This is a genomic window from Streptomyces sp. NWU339 (genome assembly GCF_003143855.1).
Taxonomy (GTDB): Bacteria; Actinomycetota; Actinomycetes; order Streptomycetales; family Streptomycetaceae; genus Streptomyces.
Genome location: NZ_QFRK01000005.1, coordinates 1 through 18,007, shown reverse-complemented (window position 1 = coordinate 18,007; position 18,007 = coordinate 1). Strand labels below are relative to the sequence as shown.

The window sequence follows — 18,007 nt, the reverse complement described above, 5'->3', positions numbered from 1 at the left end:
CGGCCAGGGCATCGGTGGCCCGGGGCGCTCAGCCACGGAGAACCACGAACGGAGTATGCCCATGCCCCTCATACGCCGATTCACAGCGGGCCGCAGACGCCCTGCCGCGCTCATCACCGCGCTGGTGACCTGCTCGACCGTACTGACCGGCCAGGACCTCGCCGTGGCCGGCGGCACGCCCGCACCTTCGGTACCCGTCCCGCAGCTGGACTGGAGCCCCTGCGTTCGAGGCGGCGAGTTCGACTGCGCGACCGCGAAGGTGCCGCTGGACCACGACAGACCGGGTGGCCGCCTCCTCGAACTGGCGGTCATCAAAAGGAAGGCGACCGACCCCGGCCGGCGCATCGGCACCCTCTTCTTCAACCCCGGCGGCCCCGGCGGTCCCGGAACGGTGCAGATGCCGCAGAACTACGAGAAGTTCCCGCGCGAGGTGCGGGAGCGGTTCGACATCGTCAGCTGGGACCCCCGGGGAGTCGGCAGCAGCACCGCGGTGAACTGCTTCGCCAGTCTTGAGGAGGCTGCCGAATGGAACGCGGGCAAACCGGCGGGCTTCCCGGTGGGCGAGAAGGAACGGGCGGCCTTCGTCGCCGCGTACAAGGACCTGGCCCGGCGCTGTGAGCAGCGTGACCCCGAGCTGCTGCGCCACGTGTCGACCACCGACACCGCCCGCGACCTCGATCTGCTCCGCCAGGCGGTGGGGGAGTCGCACCTCACCTACCAGGGGATCTCCTACGGCACGATCCTGGGCGCCACCTACGCCAACCTCTTCCCCGGCAAGGTCCGCGCCATGGTCCTCGACAGCGACATCGACCCGCAGGCCTGGACGAATCACGCGTCCGACGACCCCCGGCTCACGACGTTCCTGCGCATGGGCTCGGACCGCAGCGCGGCAGCGACCCTGGACAGGTTCCTCGCCCTGTGCGGGTCCACCACCACCGCCCACTGCGCCTTCTCCGCCGGCAGCCCGAAAGCGACGCGGACCAAGTTCGACCAGCTGATGCAGCGGCTCCGGAAGCAGCCCGTGGGCGCGTGGACCTACGCCGGCACGGTCGCCGACGCGGTGAGCAGCCTCTACGTCGTCCACCCGGGGTGGACGGACCTCGCCGGCCGGCTGCAGGACCTGTGGCGGGGCCGCGTCCCGGAGTCGGCCCCGCTCCCGTCCCCACCGACGGTCCCGAACCCGAACCCGTACCTGGGCCAGGAGCAGGGCGCCGCGGTGCTCTGCGGCGACAGCCCCAACCCGCGTGACCCCGGTGTGTACCACGCCATGGAGGAGGACAGCGCCGCTCGTGCGGGCGACACCGGACGCTTCTGGACCTGGGCCGCCGCGGGGTGCGCCACCTGGCCCGCGGTCGCCGCCGACCGTTATCGCGGTCCGTGGAACAAGCCGACGGCACACCCCGTCCTGGTGGTCGGTACCGTCTACGACCCCGCCACTCCCTACTCGAACGCGCAGGCCATGGTCAAAGAACTGGCCAACGCCCGTCTGCTCACCAACGACGGCTACGGGCACACCGCGTTGATCAACCCCAGCAGCTGCGTCAAGGCACACGAGAGCCGCTACCTGATCGACGGCACCCTCCCGCCGGTCGGAACGACGTGCCGGCAGGACACGCCTCCCTTCTCCGCGCCCAAGCCGATCGGTGGCGTCACCACCGGCGGCGGCGGGAGGGCCGGCGCCGGCTCCTGAACCGGCCACGACCCCCGCTCTGGCACGGGTCGGCGACGAGCCCGCGCCCGGACCCGGGCGCGGGGTCCGGGCGCAGGCATCCGGAGTCACCGGCTGTGGTTCCTGCCGCCCGGCGACGTCGGCCGGGCGGCGCGACCAGCCGGTCAGCCGTCAGGGAGGAGGCGCACGGGCAGAGAGACCCAGGAACGCAGGGTGTTGTTGGGGTGGCGGCTGGGCGGGCCGGCCGGCTCGATCCGGCGGACACGACGGGCCAGGGCGGTCAGCAGTGCTTCCGCTTCCAGACGTGCCACATGCTGCCCGACGCACTGGTGGATGCCCATGCCGAAACCGACGTGGCCGGACGGATCACGGGTGAGGTCGAAGCGGTCCGGGGCATCCCAGCGGGCCGGATCGCGGTTCGCGGCCCCGAGGAACATGAGGATCTTCGTCCCCTCGGGGACGACAGTGCCGGCGATGCGGACATCGGTGGTGGCGGTGCGGAAGAACGTCTGCACCGGCGACTGCCAGCGGACCGCCTCGTCGAAGGCGATGCGCGCCGCCTCGGGCCGCTCCCGCAGGAGCTGCCACTGCTCGGGATGGGTGGCGAAGGCGTGCAGGGCGGCCGCCAGACCGTGCACGGTGGTGTCGACCCCTGCCGTGAGCAGCGAACGCACCACCAGCGGTGCCTGCTCGTAGGTGAGGTCCCCGCGGTCGGCGGCGGCCCAGATCCGGGCCCCGAACCCGTCCTCGCCCAGTGCCTCGCGCGCACACTGGGCGTTCACCCAGGCCGACAGCTCGGCCACGCGGTGCGCGTCGGCCGTGACCAGGTCGTTGACCGGGCCGAAGGCGTTGAAGGCCATGTTGCCGTAGGGCAGCAGACGCTCCCGCCCGTCGGGCCCGAGGCCGACCGCGTCGGGGAACACCCGCAGCGGGAAGTCCTTCGCCAGGGCCGCGAAGGCGTCCACCTCCGGACCCTGGGCCAGCACCCGGTCGACCAGCTCCTCGGCCGTCGCGATCCAGGACTCGCGCAGGCGGCGCAGTGCGGGCGGCGCCAGGATCTCCCGCAGCACACGGCGCGGGGCGTCGTGCGCGGGCGGATCGGCCTCCAGCAGCAGGCTGGGCGGCCGCCACGGCTTCTCGTGGCGGAAGTCGGTCAGACCGACGCCCGCTCCCGACTCGAAACGCTGCCAGTCCACCAGGGCGGCGTGCACCTGCTCGTAACGGGCCAGGGCGTGGACGTCGTAGCGCGACAGACGCACCACGGGGCCGGCCTCGCGCAGGACGTGGTGCATCGGTTCCGGGTCGAGCAGGACATCGGGGGCGAACGGGTCCACGTCGCTGACGGGCGGCAGGACATCGCGTTCGAGTTCCTCGGTCATGGGGGCTCCACAGGACGCAGGGGACGTGTTCACAGGTCGAGCACCAGACGGTCGTCGCAGGATCGGGACACGCACGGGAACATGCAGTCGTTCGCGGCGCGCTCGTGGTCGGCGAGGATCGCGTCCCGGTGGTCGGGGCGCCCCTCGAGGACCGGCGTCAGGCAGGTGCCGCAGGTGCCCTGCCCGCACGACGAGAGCACCTCCGCACCGGCGCCGCGCACCGCATCCAGCACGGACACGTCGGGCGTGACCGTGACGGTGCGTCCGGAGCGCCGCAGCTCGACCTCGAAGGCCGTGTCGCGGACCGCGGCCCGCTGGGCGCCGGCGGTGAACCGCTCGGTGCGCAGAGCGTGCGGCGGCCACGGGGAACAGGCGGCCTCCACCGCGTTCAGCAGCGGGCCGGGACCGCAGCAGTACACCTTCGTGTCCGGCCGCGGCGTGCCGAGCCATGCGTCGAGGTCGAGCAGTCCGCGCTCGTCCTGCGGCACGACGTGGACCCGGTCGCCGTACACCGCGACGAGTTCGTCGCGAAACGCCATGGACGCCCGGGTGCGGCCCCCGTACAGCAACTGCCAGTCCGCTCCGGTCATCTCGGCCTGACGGACCATCGGCAGCAGCGGCGTGATCCCGATGCCGCCCGCGACGAACAGGTAGCTCCGCGAGGGCACCAGCGGAAAGTGGTTGCGCGGTCCGCCCACCCCGACCCGGTCACCCGCGTGCAGGCGGTCGTGCACGAAGGCGGATCCGCCCCGCCCCCCGGGCTCCCGCAGCACCGCGATCCGGTAGGTGTGGGCGTCCCACCGGTCACCGCACAGCGAGTACTGCCGGGTCGTTCCGTTCGGCAGGACCAGATCGATGTGAGAGCCCGGCGTCCAGTCCGGGAGGCGTGCTCCCCCCGGATGCGCGAGAGTGAGGGCGGCGACTCCGTCGGCCACCGGCTCCTTGGCCGCGACCTCCAGAGTCACCGCGCTCCCCGCGCCGCCCGGCGCCGGCCGTGCCCCGGCGGCACGTCGCGCGCCACGAGCAACCACGCTGTTTCCGACCACGCTGTCGCCTCCCGTCTCTGGGTTGCAGGCAGGATGCTCGGCAGGGCGCGACCGCGGCGACGGCATTCTCATCCAGTGAGAGGCGGACTTCCCGTGTCCGTCACCGGGGCGTTCCGCACCCGTCACCGCAGGGCCTGTTCGGTGACGCGGCTCCCCGGCCCTCCCCGGCCCGGGACCGGGGCCGGGGAGGGCTGGCCCGGCGCGTGATGAGCCACCCCTCGACGTATCGCACGACTTCTCCGACACTCGGGCGGAGCCGTAGTCCGCTCGGATCCCGCCACCGGCGGGATCCGAGCGGTGGAAAGAAAGGTGGGTGAGCGTGACAGTGCAGGCGATGACGCGCGCGAAGACCGCTGACGACCGGGCCGGGGCGCGCTGCGCCGGGACCGGCACCGGCCCGGTGCTGGCCCGGGCGTTCCGCATCCTCGAGGCGTTCGACGCCGACCATCCGGCGATGACGCTGAGCGAGCTGGCACGGCGCTCGGACCTGCCCACGTCGACCGTGCACCGGATGCTCGGCGAACTGATCGGCTGGGGCGCGCTGGAGCGGGGCGAGGACGGCCGTTACCGCATCGGGCTGCGGCTGTGGGAGGTGGGAGCGCTGGCTCCGCGCGGGCAGGGACTGCGGGAGAGTGCCCTGCCGTTCATGGAGGACATGTCGCAGATCACCCGCGAGAACGTGCAACTCGCCGTGCGCGAGGGCGACGAGCTGGTGTTCGTGGAGCGGATCGCGGGCACCGGGGCGGTGCCGGTGCTCACCCGGGTGGGCGGGCGGTTCGCGCTGACCGTCACCGGGGGCGGCCTGGTCCTGCTGGCCCACGCCTCGCTCGACGTGCAGGAGAAGGTACTGGCCGGCCCGTTCCACCGGTTCACCCGGCGGACCGTGACCGACGCGCACACGCTGCGCCGGATGCTCGCCGCCGTCCGCCGCGACGGCTACTCCGTGAGCGACCGTCAGGTCACGATGGACGCCTTGTCGGTGGCCGCGCCGGTGTACGGGCCGGGGGACGAGGTGGCCGCGGCCGTGTCGCTGGTCGTGCGGCACGGCAGCCGCTCGGCGCACGAGCTCGCGCCGCTGGTGTGCGCCAGCGCACGGGCGATCTCACGGGCGCTCACCCGGCCGGGCCGGACGGCCTCCTGACCCCGCGCGGCCCCGCCGCACCGGGCCGGGACGGAATTGTTTCCCGGCATCCGGGAAAGGCCCTGACCGGACCGGGGACCCGCGCCCAGGATGACCGCACCAGCCGCCCCGCCCACCGGGAGCAGACCGAGCCGCGTCCTTCCGCGGGCGGGGCGGTCCGTGTCCCAGCAGTCGACAACGGAGTGCTGTCATGGATCGTTTCCCCACCCGTTCACGCGCCGGAGCCGCGCGGTGAACCGCCCGCTGCGCGAAGCCCTCGACGAGGGGGCGATGAGCCGCTTCCAGTGGCGCGTGATCGTGGTCTGCGTCCTGCTCAACGTCCTCGACGGTTTCGACGTGCTGGTGATGGCCTTCACCGGCAAGAGCGTCTCCGCCGAATGGGGACTGTCGTCCTCCCAGCTCGGCCTGCTGCTCAGCGCCGGACTGGTCGGCATGGCGCTCGGCGCGCTCGGCATCGCGCCGTGGGCCGACCGTGTGGGCCGCCGCCCGGTCGTGCTCGGCTGTCTCAGCGTCGCCGCCGTCGGCATGCTGCTCTCGGCCGCCGCCCAGTCCGCCACTCAGCTCGGAGTGCTCCGCGTACTGACCGGCGTCGGCATCGGTGGCGTCCTGGCCTGCAGCAACGTCCTGTCCGGCGAGTACGCCTCGCGCCGCTGGCGGGGCCTGGCCGTCAGCCTGAACTCCACCGGCTACGCCATCGGCGCCACCCTCGGCGGGCTGCTCGCCGTCGGCATGGTCGACCGCTTCGGCTGGCGGTCGGTCTTCCTGGCGGGCGGTGTCGCCACCGCCGTGGTCGTACCACTGGCCTGGGCCACCCTGCCCGAATCGCTGGACTTCCTGCTGACCCGCAGGCCCAAGGGCGCGCTGGAGCGGGTCAACGCGCTGGCCCGCCGCATGGGACTGCCCACGCAGTCCCGGCTGCCCGAGACCACCGAGCAGCCCTCCGCCTCGATCACCGCAGGGTTCCGGCAGCTGCTCGCCGGTCCGCTGCGCCGCTCCACGGTGCTGCTGTGGTCCGCGTTCTTCCTGGTCATGTCCGGCTTCTACTTCGTCACCAGCTGGACACCGACCCTGCTGATCGAAGCGGGACTCTCCAGCGCCCAGGGCCTGACCGGCGGCACCCTGCTCAACCTCGGCGGCATCTTCGGCGCGGCGGCGCTCGGCGCCCTCGCCTCCCGGTTCCAGCTCCGCCACGTGCTGACCGCCTACCTGATCCTCACCGCCGTCCTGCTGTCCGGCTTCATCCTCTCCACCTCCGCCCTGTGGGCGGCCCTCACCCTCGGCGCCCTCATCGGCGTGTTCGCCAACGGCTGTGTGGCCGGCCTGTACGCCCTGAACCCCGTCGTCTACGACGCGTCCGTGCGCGCCACCGGCATCGGCTGCGCGCTCGCCGTCGGCCGCGTCGGATCGATCGTGGCGCCCACCGCCGCCGGTGCCCTGCTGGACACCGGCTGGAGCCCGCAGAGCCTCTACCTCGCAGTGGGCTCGATCTTCGTCGCGGCCGGCATCGTCGTCCTGGCGCTGCGCCCGTCCCGCGCGACCGGAGCCCGCCCGGCCGCCCCCGCCCCCGCCGTCGCCGTCGGCGACGCCCCCTGACCCCGCCCGGCCATCGCGCCCGTAAGGAGAAACACCGTGACCGCTTTCGTCCGCAACCAGTGGTACGTGGCCGCCTACGCCCACGAGGTGGGCCGCGAACTGCTCGGCCGCACCGTCCTCGGCGAGCCGATCCTGCTCTACCGGACCGAGGACGGCCGTCCGGTCGCCATGGCGGACCGCTGCGTGCACCGCCGCTTCCCGCTCTCGGAGAAGCCGAGCCGCCTCGACGGCGACCGCGTGGTCTGCGGCTACCACGGCTTCACGTACGGCACCGACGGCGTGTGCGTGTCCGTACCCGGACAGCAGCGCATCCCCCGCACGGCCCGGCTGGCCACCTACCCGGTCCTCGAACAGGACGCCTTCGTGTGGGTGTGGATCGGCGACCGCGAGCCCGGCACCACCCTGCCACCGCGCGCCCCGTGGATGGACTCGCCCGACTACACCGTCGTGTCCGGCATGGAGACCATCGACAGCGACTACGGGCTGCTGGTCGACAACCTGCTGGACCTCTCCCACGAGACGTATCTGCACGGCGGGTACATCGGCACCCCGGAGGTCGCCGAGACCCCCATCACCACCGAGGTGGACGACCGGGCCGGCATCGTCTACGTCAGCCGGCACATGGACGACGCCGAATGCCCCCCGTTCTACGCCACGTCCACCGGGATCACCGGACGCATCACCCGCTGGCAGGACATCGAGTACCACGCCCCGTGCCTCTACCTCCTGCACTCCCGGATCGCCCCCGTCGGCGCGCCGGGGCCGAACCCGGACGGCAGCGACCCGCACGCCTTCCACGTCGAGGTCGTCTACGCCATCACCCCGTCCACCGAGAAGACCACCTACGACTTCTGGGCGGTGGCCCGGGACTTCGCGCCGGGGGACCAGGAGGTCTCCGACTTCCTGCGGGAGAACAACCGCACCGTGGTCCTGCAGGACGTGGTCGCGCTCAACGTGCTGCAGAAGGCCCTCGACACCGAGCAGGACGGCTACCAGGAGCTGTCCATCAACATCGACACCGGCGGCCTCGCCGCGCGCCGGATCCTCGCCCGCCTGGCCGCCGAAGGAGCGGAGCAGGACAGCCCGGCGGCGGCGTCCCGATGAGCCCGCTGCATCCCCCGGCGCTCACCGGCGGCGTCTACCGCATCCACTGGGTCCTCGGCACCGACCGGTTGCTCGCCGTCTGCCACTGCGGCGCCGAGCGCGAGTTCGAGGACCCGGTGGAACTGTGGGACTGGCTGCTCGCCCACCCCGAGGGGCACCACCCGCCCGCCGCTGCGGCGCCCCTGCCCGCCGGGACGCCCGAGCCCGCCCTCGCCTGACGAAGGAAGCACCGTGACCACCGTGATCCCCACGCGCGCCCAGGAGAGCGGCACCGAGACCGACCTCGACCTGGTCGTCGAGGGCAGGGACACCGTCGCCCGGGGCGTCGTGCGACTGACCCTCGCCCGCCCCGACGGCGGCGACCTGCCGCCCTGGCGCCCCGGAGCCCACATCGACCTCCGGCTCACCCCGGAACTCACCCGCCAGTACTCGCTGTGCTCCGACCCCGCCGACCGCACCCGCTGGCAGGTCGCCGTGCTGCGCGAGCCGGACGGGCGGGGAGGCTCCGCCCATGTCCACGACCGCCTGGCCCCCGGCGACCCGGTACGGGTGCGCGGCCCGCGCAACCACTTCGCGCTCCAGCCCTCGCCCCGCTACCTGTTCCTGGCCGGCGGCATCGGCATCACCCCGCTCCTCCCGATGCTCGCCGAAGCCGAACGTCAGGGTGCTCACTGGGAGTTGGTGTACGGCGGACGCACCCTTGCCTCCATGGCCTTCCACGCCGAGCTGCGCTCCGCCTACGGCGAGCGCGTCCGCCTGGTACCGCAGGACACACACGGCCTGCCGGACCTGGACGCCCTGCTCGGCAGCCCGCTCCCGGACACGTCGGTCTACTGCTGCGGCCCGGAAGGCCTGCTGCGGGCGGTGGAGGAACACTGCGCCGTCCGGCCGCACGCCGCCCTGCACACCGAGCGGTTCGCCCCCAAGGGCCTTCAACCCGCAGTCTTGGAGGAGGAGTTCGAGGTCGAACTGGCCGGCAGCGGCCGCACCGTGACGGTGCCGCCCGGTGTCTCGGTGCTGGACGCCGTCGAGCAGGCGGGCGTGCAGGTGCTGTCCTCATGCCGCGAGGGCACCTGCGGCACCTGCGAGACGCCGGTGCTCGACGGCGCCGTGGACCACCGCGACTCCCTCCTCACCCCCGACGAGCAGGCCGCGAACGACACCATGATGATCTGCGTCTCCCGGGCCGCCTGCCCCCGCCTCGTCCTCGACCTGTGAGCGGTCCTCGACCTGTGAGCGCGGGGGGACCCGGCGAGTCGGTCCTGACGCGGGCGGTGCGCATCCTGGAGGCGTTCACCCAGGACGAGCCCGCACTGTCCGTCTCCGAGATCGCGCGCCGGTCGGGACTGCACGTGGCCACCGCCTCCCGCCTGATCGCCGAACTCGTCGCGCACGGGCTGCTGGTGCGCGACGAACGGCGCCTGGTACGGGTCGGGGTGCGTCTGTGGGAGCTGGCCTCGCGCGCCTCGCCCGCCCTCACACTGCGCGAGCGCGCCATGCCGTTCCTGGAGGGCGTCCACGACGTCGTCGGCCACCACGTGCAGCTCGCCGTGCGCGACGGGGAGGAGGTGCTGTTCGTGGAACGGCTGTCCGCGCCCGGCTCCGTCGTCAACTACACGCGGATCGCGGGCCGCCTGCCGCTGCACGCCTCCTCCAGCGGCCTCGTCCTGCTCGCGCACGCCCCCGCCGGGCTGCGCGAACAGGTCGTCGAGGCAGGGCGGTTGAACGCCTACACCGCCGCCACCCCCGTCGCCCCGGGCAGGCTGCGTGCCCAGCTCGCCGCCGTCCGCCGCGACGGCTACGCGTACTGCCCCGGCTTCGTGCACGAGGACGCACTCGGCATCGCGGCCCCCGTGCGCGACGGCTCGGGCGGCGTCGTCGCGGCCGTCGGCGTGGTCGTACCCAACGACGCCGCCGCCCGGTCCCACCTCCCCGTGGTCCGCACGGCCGCACGCGGCATCTCCCGTGCCCTCGGCACCCGACCAGCGGGCGTACAGGGGCGCGGGGGATGAGCCGGTCCCGGGCGCCCATCGCCCTCAGCGACCAGCCGACGAGCAGCGGAGCCAAGATCGAGTTCCACCCTGCGTTCCCGCGCGCCCGCCTCCAGCTCACGCTCTATCTGCCGGACTGCCTATGCCTGAGCCACGGGTGGAACACACTTACCTCGGCAGGGAGTCTCTTCATTCCTTTGTCGCGGTCGCATGAGGTCAAGGTCCTCGCCCCACGCGTCCAGCACCTCGCCGTGTCCGGCCTCTCGGGCCGCCGCCTCGACCAAGGTGAACAGGTGCCGCTGCAGGGGTACGTCGCCTGTCGCCGAGACGCGGTCCACGGCACGGAGCAGCACGTCACTGTCCCAGCCCGGCAGTGGGTGTCGGGCGAGCTCCCACTCCAGGTACTTGTTGTAGGGGCGGGGACGACGGTCGAGAGCGAAGAGCAGTTCCAGCAGAAACCGAATGCTGTCGGCGGCATCGAGGCGAGCGGCGAGAGCCTGGCCGTCCCGGTGGTTCTTGACGGAGCGGTAGAGAGAGTTGGCATAGGCGTCGAGCCAGCCGCTGGAGTCCTGGAACGCCTCGTCGGCGCGCAGACGAGCCTTGTCGGCGAGGATTCGGGCGATGCCTCCGTCGAGCCGGTCGAGCAGGACCTGGGCACGGGCGAGGCCGTAGCGTTCAGAACCGGGCATCCCGGCTGCACGGAACTCGGTGAGGGAGACGATGACGAGGTCGAGCCGGGCGGTGCGGTGGCCCGTGAACCGGGTGAGATCGGTCGTGGCGTCATCGGCGATGACCACGTAAAGGTCGTGGTCGGAGTGTGCTGTGATCATGCCGTCGTGGGCTCGGGAACCTTTGAGGACGAGGCCGACGACTGCTGAATCAGCGGCGGCGAGTTCGGCGAACGCGTCGTAGGCGAGAGGCTGCTGAACAGTCATGGGGTGGATCTCCGGTGAGGTGATGACGGGTATGCCTGCTGGGGCGGCCCCTGGTACGGGAGGCGCCCGGCACCGTCTGCGGCTGCACATGGCCGCCGCCCGGAAGATCAACGCACATCCGGACTCTATCGCCTGGCCGGGCCGTGGGACAGAGCGTTCGGGGAGTCGTCAGGCTGCTGCTTCCCGGTTGGCAGCAGCCCTCAACGAGTGGCTGCGACCAGACGTCTCGCTCACCTCTTGGCCGGCCTGAGCGGTCGTGAACAGACGACGGCACCGACTGGGAGAGTCATGACAAGCAGGTTCACCGAGCCGGCCGTTGACTGCCACGATCCGGAGAGGCTCGCGGCCTTCTGGTGCGAGGTCCTGGACTTCGAGGTGATCGACCGGAGCGAGGGCAAGACCGTGAAGAACCGGCTTCACCTCGACGTCAGCCCGATCGACGGCAGCACCGAGGACGAGGTGACCAGGCTGCTCGGCCTCGGCGCCGTCAAGGTGGACGTGGGCCAGGGCTCGGACCGGAGCCGGGTGGTCATGGCCGACCCCGAGGGCGACGAGTTCGACGTCCTGCGCACCCTGGCACCGCGGAACCAGCTCGACCCTGCCGGGGATCCTGTAGCCGCACTCCCCACCGCCAGGCCGTTCACCAGGACAGATGCAGAAGTCCGGTGAGAGTGCCAGGTCACCCCGGCGGAAGGTGATCTCCGCCACCACCGGCGGAGCGTCCTGTCGGGCAGGCTAAGCTGCACATGCCCCGCGGGGGAAGTCCGGTCGAATTCCGGCGCTGACCCGCAACGGTAGGCGGAGCCCGTCCGAGGCCCCGCAAGCCCGATCACCCGCGGTGCGAAGGCTCCTGTCAATCGCCGTGGACTGCGAAGAGGTGCTGCGCAGGGCGCCCCGCGCCCGGGGCCGCTCCTTCTGTTGCGCAGGGGCACGGCCTGAGGCGAAAGCGACCCGTCCGTGGCCACCACCCTCGAAACCGAACCTGCCACGCCCGCGCACACGCCCCGTACCGGAGCCGGCGTCGCGTCCCCCCGGCGCGTTTCACTGCCCCTTCTCCTGATCGGCCTGGGCGCCGCTCTGCCCGTGTCCCTCGTCTGCGGGGTGGGGATCGGGGCGTCAGGGATCTCCTGGGGCGAGGTGCTGCACCATCTGTGGACCGGGCTGACGGGCGGGTCCATAACCCCCGGCCAGGTGCCGGCGTACACCATCGTCTGGGAGCTGCGCTTTCCCCGGGCCGTGCTGGCCGCGATCGTCGGGGCCGGGCTGTCGGCCATCGGCGTCGCGGTGCAGGCCATGGTCCGCAACGCTCTCGCCGACCCGTACGTGCTGGGCATCTCCTCGGGCGCGGCCGTGGGCGCCAACGCCGTGCTCATCTTCGGAGCCTTCGGCGCGCTCGGCGTCTGGGCCCTGTCCACGGCGGCGTTCCTCTCCGCGCTCCTGGCCATGGTGCTGGTCTACGCGATCGCCCGTACCCCTCGCGGCCTGAGCCCGCTGCGGCTCGTCCTGACGGGCACCGCGATGTTCTACGGCTTCTCGGCCGTCACCACGTTCATGGTGTTCGCGGCCGAGCGCGGTGAGGCGGCTCGTTCCGCGATGATGTGGCTGCTCGGCAGCCTCGGCGGCGCCAACTGGGCCTCCGTTCCGATCGCCGCGGGGGCGGTGCTCGGCGGCCTCGGCCACCTCGCGTGGTCGGCGCGTCGGCTGAACGCCCTGGCCATGGGCGACGAGACGGCCGCCGCGCTGGGAGTGGACCCGGGGAGGCTGCGCAAGGAGCTGTTCCTGGTCTCCGCGGCCGTCACGGGGGCGGTGGTGGCGGTGAGCGGGGCGATCGGCTTCGTCGGACTGATGGTTCCGCACGCCGTACGGATGCTCGTCGGCGCCGACCACCGGCGGCTGCTGGCCGTCGCACCGCTCGCCGGAGCCGTCCTGCTGGTCTGGGTGGACATCCTGTCCCGCGTGGTGCTCGCGCCGGTCGAACTGCCGGTGGGCGTCGTGACCGCGGCCATCGGCGTGCCGTTTTTCGTCCTGCTGATGCGCCGCCGTTCCTACACCTTCGGAGGCGTGTGATGCGGGTCGACGTCGACGCACTGACCGTCGAGGCCGACGGCGCCCGGCTGGTGGAAGAGGTCACGCTGGGCGCGGCCGAGGGGCAGCTCGTCGGTCTGGTCGGGCCCAACGGCAGCGGGAAATCGACCCTGCTGCGCTGTGTCTACCGGGCGCTGCGTCCCTCGGCCGGCACGGTCCGGCTCGGCGGTGAGGACCTGTACGCCATGAGTGCGCGTGAAAGTGCCCGTCGGGTGGCCGCACTGCCCCAGGAGTCGGTCACCGAATTCGATTTCACGGTCGCCGAGGTCGTGGCGATGGGGCGGTTGCCGCACCAACGGCCGGCGGCCCGGACCACCGATGAGGACCGCGGGGCGTGCGAGGCCGCGCTGGTGGGGGTCGGCGCCGGTCACCTCGCGGACCGTGGCTTCCTCACCCTCTCCGGCGGCGAGAGGCAGCGGGTCCTGATCGCCCGGGCGCTCGCCCAGCGACCCCGGGTGCTGGTGCTCGACGAGCCCACCAACCACCTGGACATCGCTCAGCAGTTGGAAGTGCTCGCTCTGGTGCGTGGCAGCGGGCTGACGGTGCTCACCGCGCTGCACGATCTCAACCTCGCCGCGCTCCACTGCGACCTGCTCCATGTCATCGACGGCGGCCGGATCGTCGCCTCCGGCGCTCCGCACGACGTGCTCACACCCGAGCTGCTGGCCGAGGTCTTCGGCGTGCGGGCGCATCGCGTCCCGCACCCGGAGACCGGCGCCGTACAGCTGCTCTTCGACCGTCTCCTGCCCGCCCAGCCCGCTACCTGAGGAGTCACCGCCACCATGCCGCACCCGGCACGCCCCGCCGCACTCGCACTCGCCACGGCCCTGCTCCTCACCGGCTGCGGTGCGCAGGTCACCTCTCAGAAAGGGGAGAAGGACGGTTCCGTGGCCCGTGACGGCCACTATCCGGTGACCGTGGAGAACTGCGGCCAGAAGAAGACCTACGACAAAGCCCCCCAGCGCGTGGTCACCAACGACGTCGGCATCACCGAGATCATGTTCGCGCTCGGACTCGAGAGTCATATGGCGGGCTATGTGATGCCCGACGACAAGGGCGACCTCACGTCCGTTCCCTGGAAGGACGCCTACCGGAAGACCACGTGGCTCTCGAAGGAGAGGATCAACAAGGAGCTGGTCCTCGACGCCCGTGCCGATCTGGTCTTCGCGGGCTGGAACTACGGCTTCAGCGAGGGAACCGGCTTCACCCCCGCCGAGCTGGACGAGGTGGGCGTCGACTCGTACCTGCTGAGTGAGTCGTGCCGTAACGGCAACGGGAAGGCACGGGGCGTGATGTCGCCGCTCGACGCCCTCTACACCGATCTGCGGAACCTGGGAAGGATCTTCGACGTCGAGGGCCGTGCCGGGGCCCTCATCGCGACGTTCCGGAAGCAGGTGGCCGAAGCGCAGGCGAAGGCGCCGAAGGGGGCGGACCGTCCGAGGGTCTTCCTCTACGACGACGGGCGGGACAAGCCGCTGACCTCGGGCGCGTACGCAGGTCCGCACGACATCATCACCAAGGCGGGCGGTGATCACGTCATGAAGGACCTCAAGGACAGCTGGACGACGGTCGGCTGGGAGACCGTCGTCGAACGCGACCCGGAGGTGATCGTGATCAACGACTACGGAGACACCAGCGCCGACCAGAAGCGGAAGTTCCTGAAGTCCTATCCACCGCTCGCACACGTCTCGGCCGTCAAGAACGACCGGATCGTCGTCCTCGACTACGTGGACCTGGTGGAGAGCCCGCGCAATCCCGCGGCCGTCAGCTCGCTCGCCGCAGACCTGAGGAACTTCGACCGGGGCGGCTCTCCCCGGGGAGAGGAGTGAGGCCGCATGTCCGCCGACACGAACCCGGCCGAAGCGACGTCCGGTCAGGCCAAGGCCTTGCCGCCTGCTCCGCCGAACACCCCCGCGCCCTGCCGGGTCGTCGTGTGCCGGGACTGCTGCTGCGGCAGCTCCAAGGTGCCCGGCGTCGACCACGCGGCGCAGACGGCGCGCCTGCGCGCGACGGTTCCGACACGGGTGTCCGCCTGTCTGGACCTGTGCGAACAGGCCAACGTCATCGTCGTCCAGCCTTCCGCGGCGGGCCGGTCGGCCGGGGGCCGGCCCGTCTGGCTGGGGCTGGTCAACGACCCCGACGCCATCGAGGACATCGTGGCCTGGGCGCACGCCGGCGGCCCCGGCGTCGCACCCCTCCCGGACATCCTCGACCTCTACACCATCAGACCGCCGCGGCGGGGCACGGCCCCCTGAGACCGCGCTCACCGGACCGCCCTCCGCGCGGCGGCCGGGGCCGCTGCCGCACGAGTGGGTCACCACGCCCCCCTCGAACCCACGTCGCGGCGCCCGTCGGAAAGGAAACGCCACGGTATGACCGAACAAGCTCAGGCTCAGGCATCCGCCGAGGCCGTCACCGCGGCCCTGCACGACGTGGCGGCCCTCGGCGGCTTCTTCGTCCTGCCCGTCGGCGGCCCGGACGAGGGCTGGCACCCGCTGGACCGGGCCTCCGCGTGCGGCTTCACCGACCTTTCCGCAGCCGTCGCGCGGCGGTACCGCACCGGCGAACCGCGGATCGGCGTGTCCATCGCCCACCTCGGACACGCGGCCCGTCTCTGGTCCCCCGCCCTGGCGTGCGTGCTGCTGCACGGGATCGTCCCGGACCTGACGGAGCTGCAGCGTGCCGACGACGGACCGGCCCTCCGCCTGCCCCGCCCCGCCGGCTGGTGCGCCGAACGGCTCCCCGACCCCGCTCTCGCCCTGAACGAGCAGGTGATGCGGCATCTGCGCGCGCTCGAGGCCGGACTGCGCGTCAAGATCGCTCCGCGCCTGCTGGACGGGAACGCCGCCTCCGCACTCGTCGGGTCGGCCCATGTCCTGCTGTCGGCCCGCCCCGAGCTGCGGGAGCCGCTCACGGACCTCACCACCCGGCTGCTGGGCACCGGACGACTCGCGGGCACCGGAGTGATCACTGGCCCGGATCTCACGTTCCGCCGCCGCAGTTGCTGCCTCTACTACCGTGCGCCGAACGGCTCGAAGTGCGGCGACTGCTGCCTGGCCGACCGGGACGGACCGTCAGCCTGAGCCTGTTCGACTCGGTCCGCAGCACGTGTGCACGGCTGTCGCCGCGCACATCGAGCGCCTCATGTCGGTTACTCGAACTCCGACCGTTTGGTGACCATTTGACTCGGCGGTTGACCTGAGCATGATGAGCTGGGCAGGGTGAGCCGGTCTGCCTTCCGCCTCTCCTCAGGAGTCGTTGTGACCGACACCCCCGACCCCGGCTCTGCCGCACGCCGCCCCACCCGCCGTGGACTGCTGCGCACCGCCGGACTGATGGCCGGTCTCACCGTGGCCGGTCTCCCCACCCCCGCTGGTGCGGCCGTCCCCTCCGAGACGGAACCGGCCCTGCTGCCGGCCGTCAAGAACGGCACGGTGACCGGGGCCGGAGACCGTGAACTGCGCGGGGAGTGGATCGCCACCGTCGCCAACATCGACTGGCCCTCGCGGCCCGGCCTGAGCCCCGCCGCACAGCAGACGGAGTTCGTCGCGCTGCTCGACCACGCCAGATCGATCGGGCTCAACGCGGTGTTCGCTCAGGTCCGCCCGACGGCCGACGCGTTCTGGCCCTCACGGTTCGAGCCGTGGTCGCAGTACCTGACCGGAACTCAGGGGCAGGATCCCGGTTACGACCCACTGGGCTTCATGGTCGACGCCGCGCACGCTCGCGGGCTGGCCCTGCACGCCTGGTTCAACCCGTACCGCGTCTCGCAGCAGGCCGACGTCACCAAGCTCGTGCCCGGCCACCCGGCGCGGCTGCACCCGGAATGGATCGTCTCCTACGGCGGTCGGCTGTACTACAACCCCGGCATCCCGGCCGCCCGCGCCTTCGTCGAGGACGCCGTCATGGACGCGGTGGAGCGCTACGAGATCGACGGCGTCCACTTCGACGACTACTTCTACCCCTACCCGGTGGGCGGCCAGGACTTCCCCGACGACGACGCCTTCGCCGCGTACGGCGCGGGCTTCACCGACCGGGCCGCCTGGCGCCGGCACAACGTGGACCTGTTGGTGCGGGAGATGCACGACCGGGTGCGCGTGGTGCGGCCCGAGGCGGCTTTCGGCGTCAGCCCCTTCGGCATCTGGCGCAACGCCTCCAGCGACCCGCGGGGCTCGGCCACCGGCGGCACCCAGTCCTACGACGCGCTGAACGCCGACACCCTGGGCTGGGTGCGCAACGGCTGGCTGGACTACATCGCCCCGCAGCTCTACTGGAACATCGGTCTCCCCGTGGCCGACTACGCCGTCCTCGCTCCGTGGTGGGCGGACGCTGTGCGCGACACCGACGTGCAGCTGTGGATCGGCCAGGCCGTGTACAAGGTGGGCGACCCCGCCCAACCGGCCGCCTGGCAGGACCCGGCCGAGCTCTCCCGGCACCTGACGATGGACAAGGGGCTGCCGGGGATCAACGGCGAGATCCTGTTCAGCGCCACGGACGTGACCGCCGATCCGATCGGCGCGATCAGCAGGATGGCCGGCGACCACTGGCAGCGGCCCGCACTGCCTCCCGTCCTGCCGAGGCTCGCCGGCGGTCCCGCGCCGCTGCCCCCGCTCGCGTCGGCGACCCGGACGGCCGGCGGCGGGATCCGGATCGAGGTGCGCTCCCGCGGCAACCACGTCCCCGCGCTGTACGCGGTCCGGCTGCGCGGCGCCGCCGGCGGCGACGAGCTCGTGGCGGTGCTCCCGGGCGCCCGCAGCACCGAGTGGGCGGGGCCGGCGGCACCGGAGGGCTCGGCGTACGCGGTCACCTCGGTGGACCGTGCCAACCGCGAAAGCGCCCCCGTCACCGCACGGCTGCGCAAACACTGACGTCGTATCCGGTCCGACCTCCTGGCTCCACCCGGTCGACGGAGCCAGGAGGCGCGGAACCCGCGGCAGCCACGCAGTATCGGACGTGCCGACGGGCCCTTGATCCCCAGGCAGACCTCTGCCATGACCTCTTTCCCGTCCCGATCCGGTGCCGCACTCGACCCACGGCTCGCGTCCGCGCTCGCCGAGGCCCCGG

The 18,007-nt window shown here is 72.3% G+C and carries 16 protein-coding genes, 1 pseudogene and 1 riboswitch; of the genes and pseudogenes, 14 read left to right on the top strand and 3 right to left on the bottom strand.

Translation table 11 applies throughout. The features are described 5' to 3' along the window. Nucleotides 1-61 precede the first annotated feature (61 nt). Nucleotides 62-1,690 carry an alpha/beta hydrolase gene (locus tag DIZ27_RS08260; protein WP_181383443.1) on the top strand — a complete coding sequence of 543 codons (1,629 nt, stop codon included), beginning with the start codon at nucleotides 62-64 and terminating at the stop codon, nucleotides 1,688-1,690. Between the two features lie 143 nt (nucleotides 1,691-1,833). On the opposite strand, the gene DIZ27_RS08255 is transcribed toward DIZ27_RS08260, so the two are convergent. Both DIZ27_RS08255 and DIZ27_RS08250 read right to left on the bottom strand, forming a co-directional pair. Continuing rightward, nucleotides 1,834-3,048 carry a cytochrome P450 gene (locus DIZ27_RS08255; protein ID WP_109377668.1) on the bottom strand — a complete coding sequence of 405 codons (1,215 nt, stop codon included), beginning with the start codon at nucleotides 3,046-3,048 and terminating at the stop codon, nucleotides 1,834-1,836. Between the two features lie 29 nt (nucleotides 3,049-3,077). Continuing rightward, on the bottom strand, nucleotides 3,078-4,013 hold the full coding sequence (locus DIZ27_RS08250; protein WP_258308305.1) for a PDR/VanB family oxidoreductase: 936 nt from the start codon (nucleotides 4,011-4,013) through the stop codon (nucleotides 3,078-3,080). Between the two features lie 400 nt (nucleotides 4,014-4,413). Between DIZ27_RS08250 and DIZ27_RS08245 the strand changes: the two genes are divergently transcribed. The 6 genes from DIZ27_RS08245 (at nucleotide 4,414) to DIZ27_RS08220 (ending at nucleotide 9,944) form a co-directional block, all read left to right on the top strand. Further along, on the top strand, nucleotides 4,414-5,235 hold the full coding sequence (locus tag DIZ27_RS08245) for an IclR family transcriptional regulator (RefSeq protein WP_258308304.1): 822 nt from the start codon (nucleotides 4,414-4,416) through the stop codon (nucleotides 5,233-5,235). 231 nt (nucleotides 5,236-5,466) lie between these two features. Then, on the top strand, nucleotides 5,467-6,828 hold the full coding sequence (locus DIZ27_RS08240) for an MFS transporter (protein WP_109377666.1): 1,362 nt from the start codon (nucleotides 5,467-5,469) through the stop codon (nucleotides 6,826-6,828). A gap of 36 nt (nucleotides 6,829-6,864) precedes the next feature. Beyond that, nucleotides 6,865-7,932, top strand: a complete 1,068-nt coding sequence (locus tag DIZ27_RS08235; RefSeq protein ID WP_109377665.1) for an aromatic ring-hydroxylating dioxygenase subunit alpha — start codon at nucleotides 6,865-6,867, stop codon at nucleotides 7,930-7,932. Continuing rightward, nucleotides 7,929-8,150, top strand: a complete 222-nt coding sequence (locus DIZ27_RS08230; RefSeq protein WP_181383442.1) for a hypothetical protein — start codon at nucleotides 7,929-7,931, stop codon at nucleotides 8,148-8,150. The genes DIZ27_RS08235 and DIZ27_RS08230 overlap by 4 nt, the downstream gene beginning before the upstream one ends. 13 nt (nucleotides 8,151-8,163) lie before the next feature. Next, a complete protein-coding gene (locus tag DIZ27_RS08225) occupies nucleotides 8,164-9,150 on the top strand; it encodes a PDR/VanB family oxidoreductase (RefSeq protein ID WP_258308303.1) in 987 nt (328 codons plus the stop codon). A gap of 14 nt (nucleotides 9,151-9,164) precedes the next feature. Further along, complete coding sequence (locus DIZ27_RS08220) at nucleotides 9,165-9,944, top strand: IclR family transcriptional regulator (protein WP_258308302.1); 780 nt, start codon at nucleotides 9,165-9,167, stop codon at nucleotides 9,942-9,944. A 119-nt stretch (nucleotides 9,945-10,063) separates the two neighbouring features. Here DIZ27_RS08220 and DIZ27_RS08215 read toward each other — a convergent pair whose 3' ends face one another. After that, nucleotides 10,064-10,858 (bottom strand): hypothetical protein, encoded by a 795-nt coding sequence (locus DIZ27_RS08215; RefSeq protein ID WP_109377664.1) that lies wholly within the window; start codon nucleotides 10,856-10,858, stop codon nucleotides 10,064-10,066. Between the two features lie 288 nt (nucleotides 10,859-11,146). Between DIZ27_RS08215 and DIZ27_RS08210 the strand changes: the two genes are divergently transcribed. The 7 genes and pseudogenes from DIZ27_RS08210 to DIZ27_RS08180 all read left to right on the top strand — a co-directional run. Further along, the gene (locus DIZ27_RS08210; protein WP_181383441.1) at nucleotides 11,147-11,527 is read left to right on the top strand and encodes a VOC family protein; all 381 of its coding nucleotides are present in this window, start codon (nucleotides 11,147-11,149) and stop codon (nucleotides 11,525-11,527) included. 87 nt (nucleotides 11,528-11,614) lie between these two features. Beyond that, nucleotides 11,615-11,693, top strand: a riboswitch (cobalamin riboswitch). A gap of 122 nt (nucleotides 11,694-11,815) precedes the next feature. Beyond that, nucleotides 11,816-12,925: an iron ABC transporter permease gene (locus DIZ27_RS08205; protein ID WP_109377663.1), complete on the top strand. Its 1,110-nt coding sequence runs from the start codon at nucleotides 11,816-11,818 to the stop codon at nucleotides 12,923-12,925. Beyond that, the gene (locus tag DIZ27_RS08200; protein ID WP_181383440.1) at nucleotides 12,925-13,710 is read left to right on the top strand and encodes an ABC transporter ATP-binding protein; all 786 of its coding nucleotides are present in this window, start codon (nucleotides 12,925-12,927) and stop codon (nucleotides 13,708-13,710) included. The genes DIZ27_RS08205 and DIZ27_RS08200 overlap by 1 nt, the downstream gene beginning before the upstream one ends. 15 nt (nucleotides 13,711-13,725) lie before the next feature. After that, nucleotides 13,726-14,772, top strand: a complete 1,047-nt coding sequence (locus DIZ27_RS08195) for an ABC transporter substrate-binding protein (RefSeq protein WP_109377661.1) — start codon at nucleotides 13,726-13,728, stop codon at nucleotides 14,770-14,772. A gap of 6 nt (nucleotides 14,773-14,778) precedes the next feature. Continuing rightward, entirely contained in the window at nucleotides 14,779-15,198 is a 420-nt protein-coding gene (locus DIZ27_RS08190; RefSeq protein WP_258308301.1) for a (2Fe-2S) ferredoxin domain-containing protein, read from the top strand. Between the two features lie 117 nt (nucleotides 15,199-15,315). Beyond that, on the top strand, nucleotides 15,316-16,026 hold the full coding sequence (locus DIZ27_RS08185; RefSeq protein ID WP_109377660.1) for a (2Fe-2S)-binding protein: 711 nt from the start codon (nucleotides 15,316-15,318) through the stop codon (nucleotides 16,024-16,026). 252 nt (nucleotides 16,027-16,278) lie between these two features. After that, nucleotides 16,279-17,511: pseudogene (locus DIZ27_RS08180) on the top strand (glycoside hydrolase family 10 protein); the annotation flags it as partial. Nucleotides 17,512-18,007: the final 496 nt, after the last annotated feature.

Excerpts from the sequence above, each read along its gene's own strand:
- DIZ27_RS08260 (WP_181383443.1), top strand. The coding sequence starts at position 62 with ATGCCCCTCATACGCCGATTCACAGCGGGCCGCAGACGCCCTGCCGCG.
- DIZ27_RS08255 (WP_109377668.1), bottom strand. The coding sequence starts at position 3,048 with ATGACCGAGGAACTCGAACGCGATGTCCTGCCGCCCGTCAGCGACGTG.
- DIZ27_RS08230 (WP_181383442.1), top strand. The coding sequence starts at position 7,929 with ATGAGCCCGCTGCATCCCCCGGCGCTCACCGGCGGCGTCTACCGCATC.
- DIZ27_RS08215 (WP_109377664.1), bottom strand. The coding sequence starts at position 10,858 with ATGACTGTTCAGCAGCCTCTCGCCTACGACGCGTTCGCCGAACTCGCC.
- DIZ27_RS08210 (WP_181383441.1), top strand. The coding sequence starts at position 11,147 with ATGACAAGCAGGTTCACCGAGCCGGCCGTTGACTGCCACGATCCGGAG.
- DIZ27_RS08200 (WP_181383440.1), top strand. The coding sequence starts at position 12,925 with ATGCGGGTCGACGTCGACGCACTGACCGTCGAGGCCGACGGCGCCCGG.
- DIZ27_RS08195 (WP_109377661.1), top strand. The coding sequence starts at position 13,726 with ATGCCGCACCCGGCACGCCCCGCCGCACTCGCACTCGCCACGGCCCTG.
- DIZ27_RS08190 (WP_258308301.1), top strand. The coding sequence starts at position 14,779 with ATGTCCGCCGACACGAACCCGGCCGAAGCGACGTCCGGTCAGGCCAAG.
- DIZ27_RS08185 (WP_109377660.1), top strand. The coding sequence starts at position 15,316 with ATGACCGAACAAGCTCAGGCTCAGGCATCCGCCGAGGCCGTCACCGCG.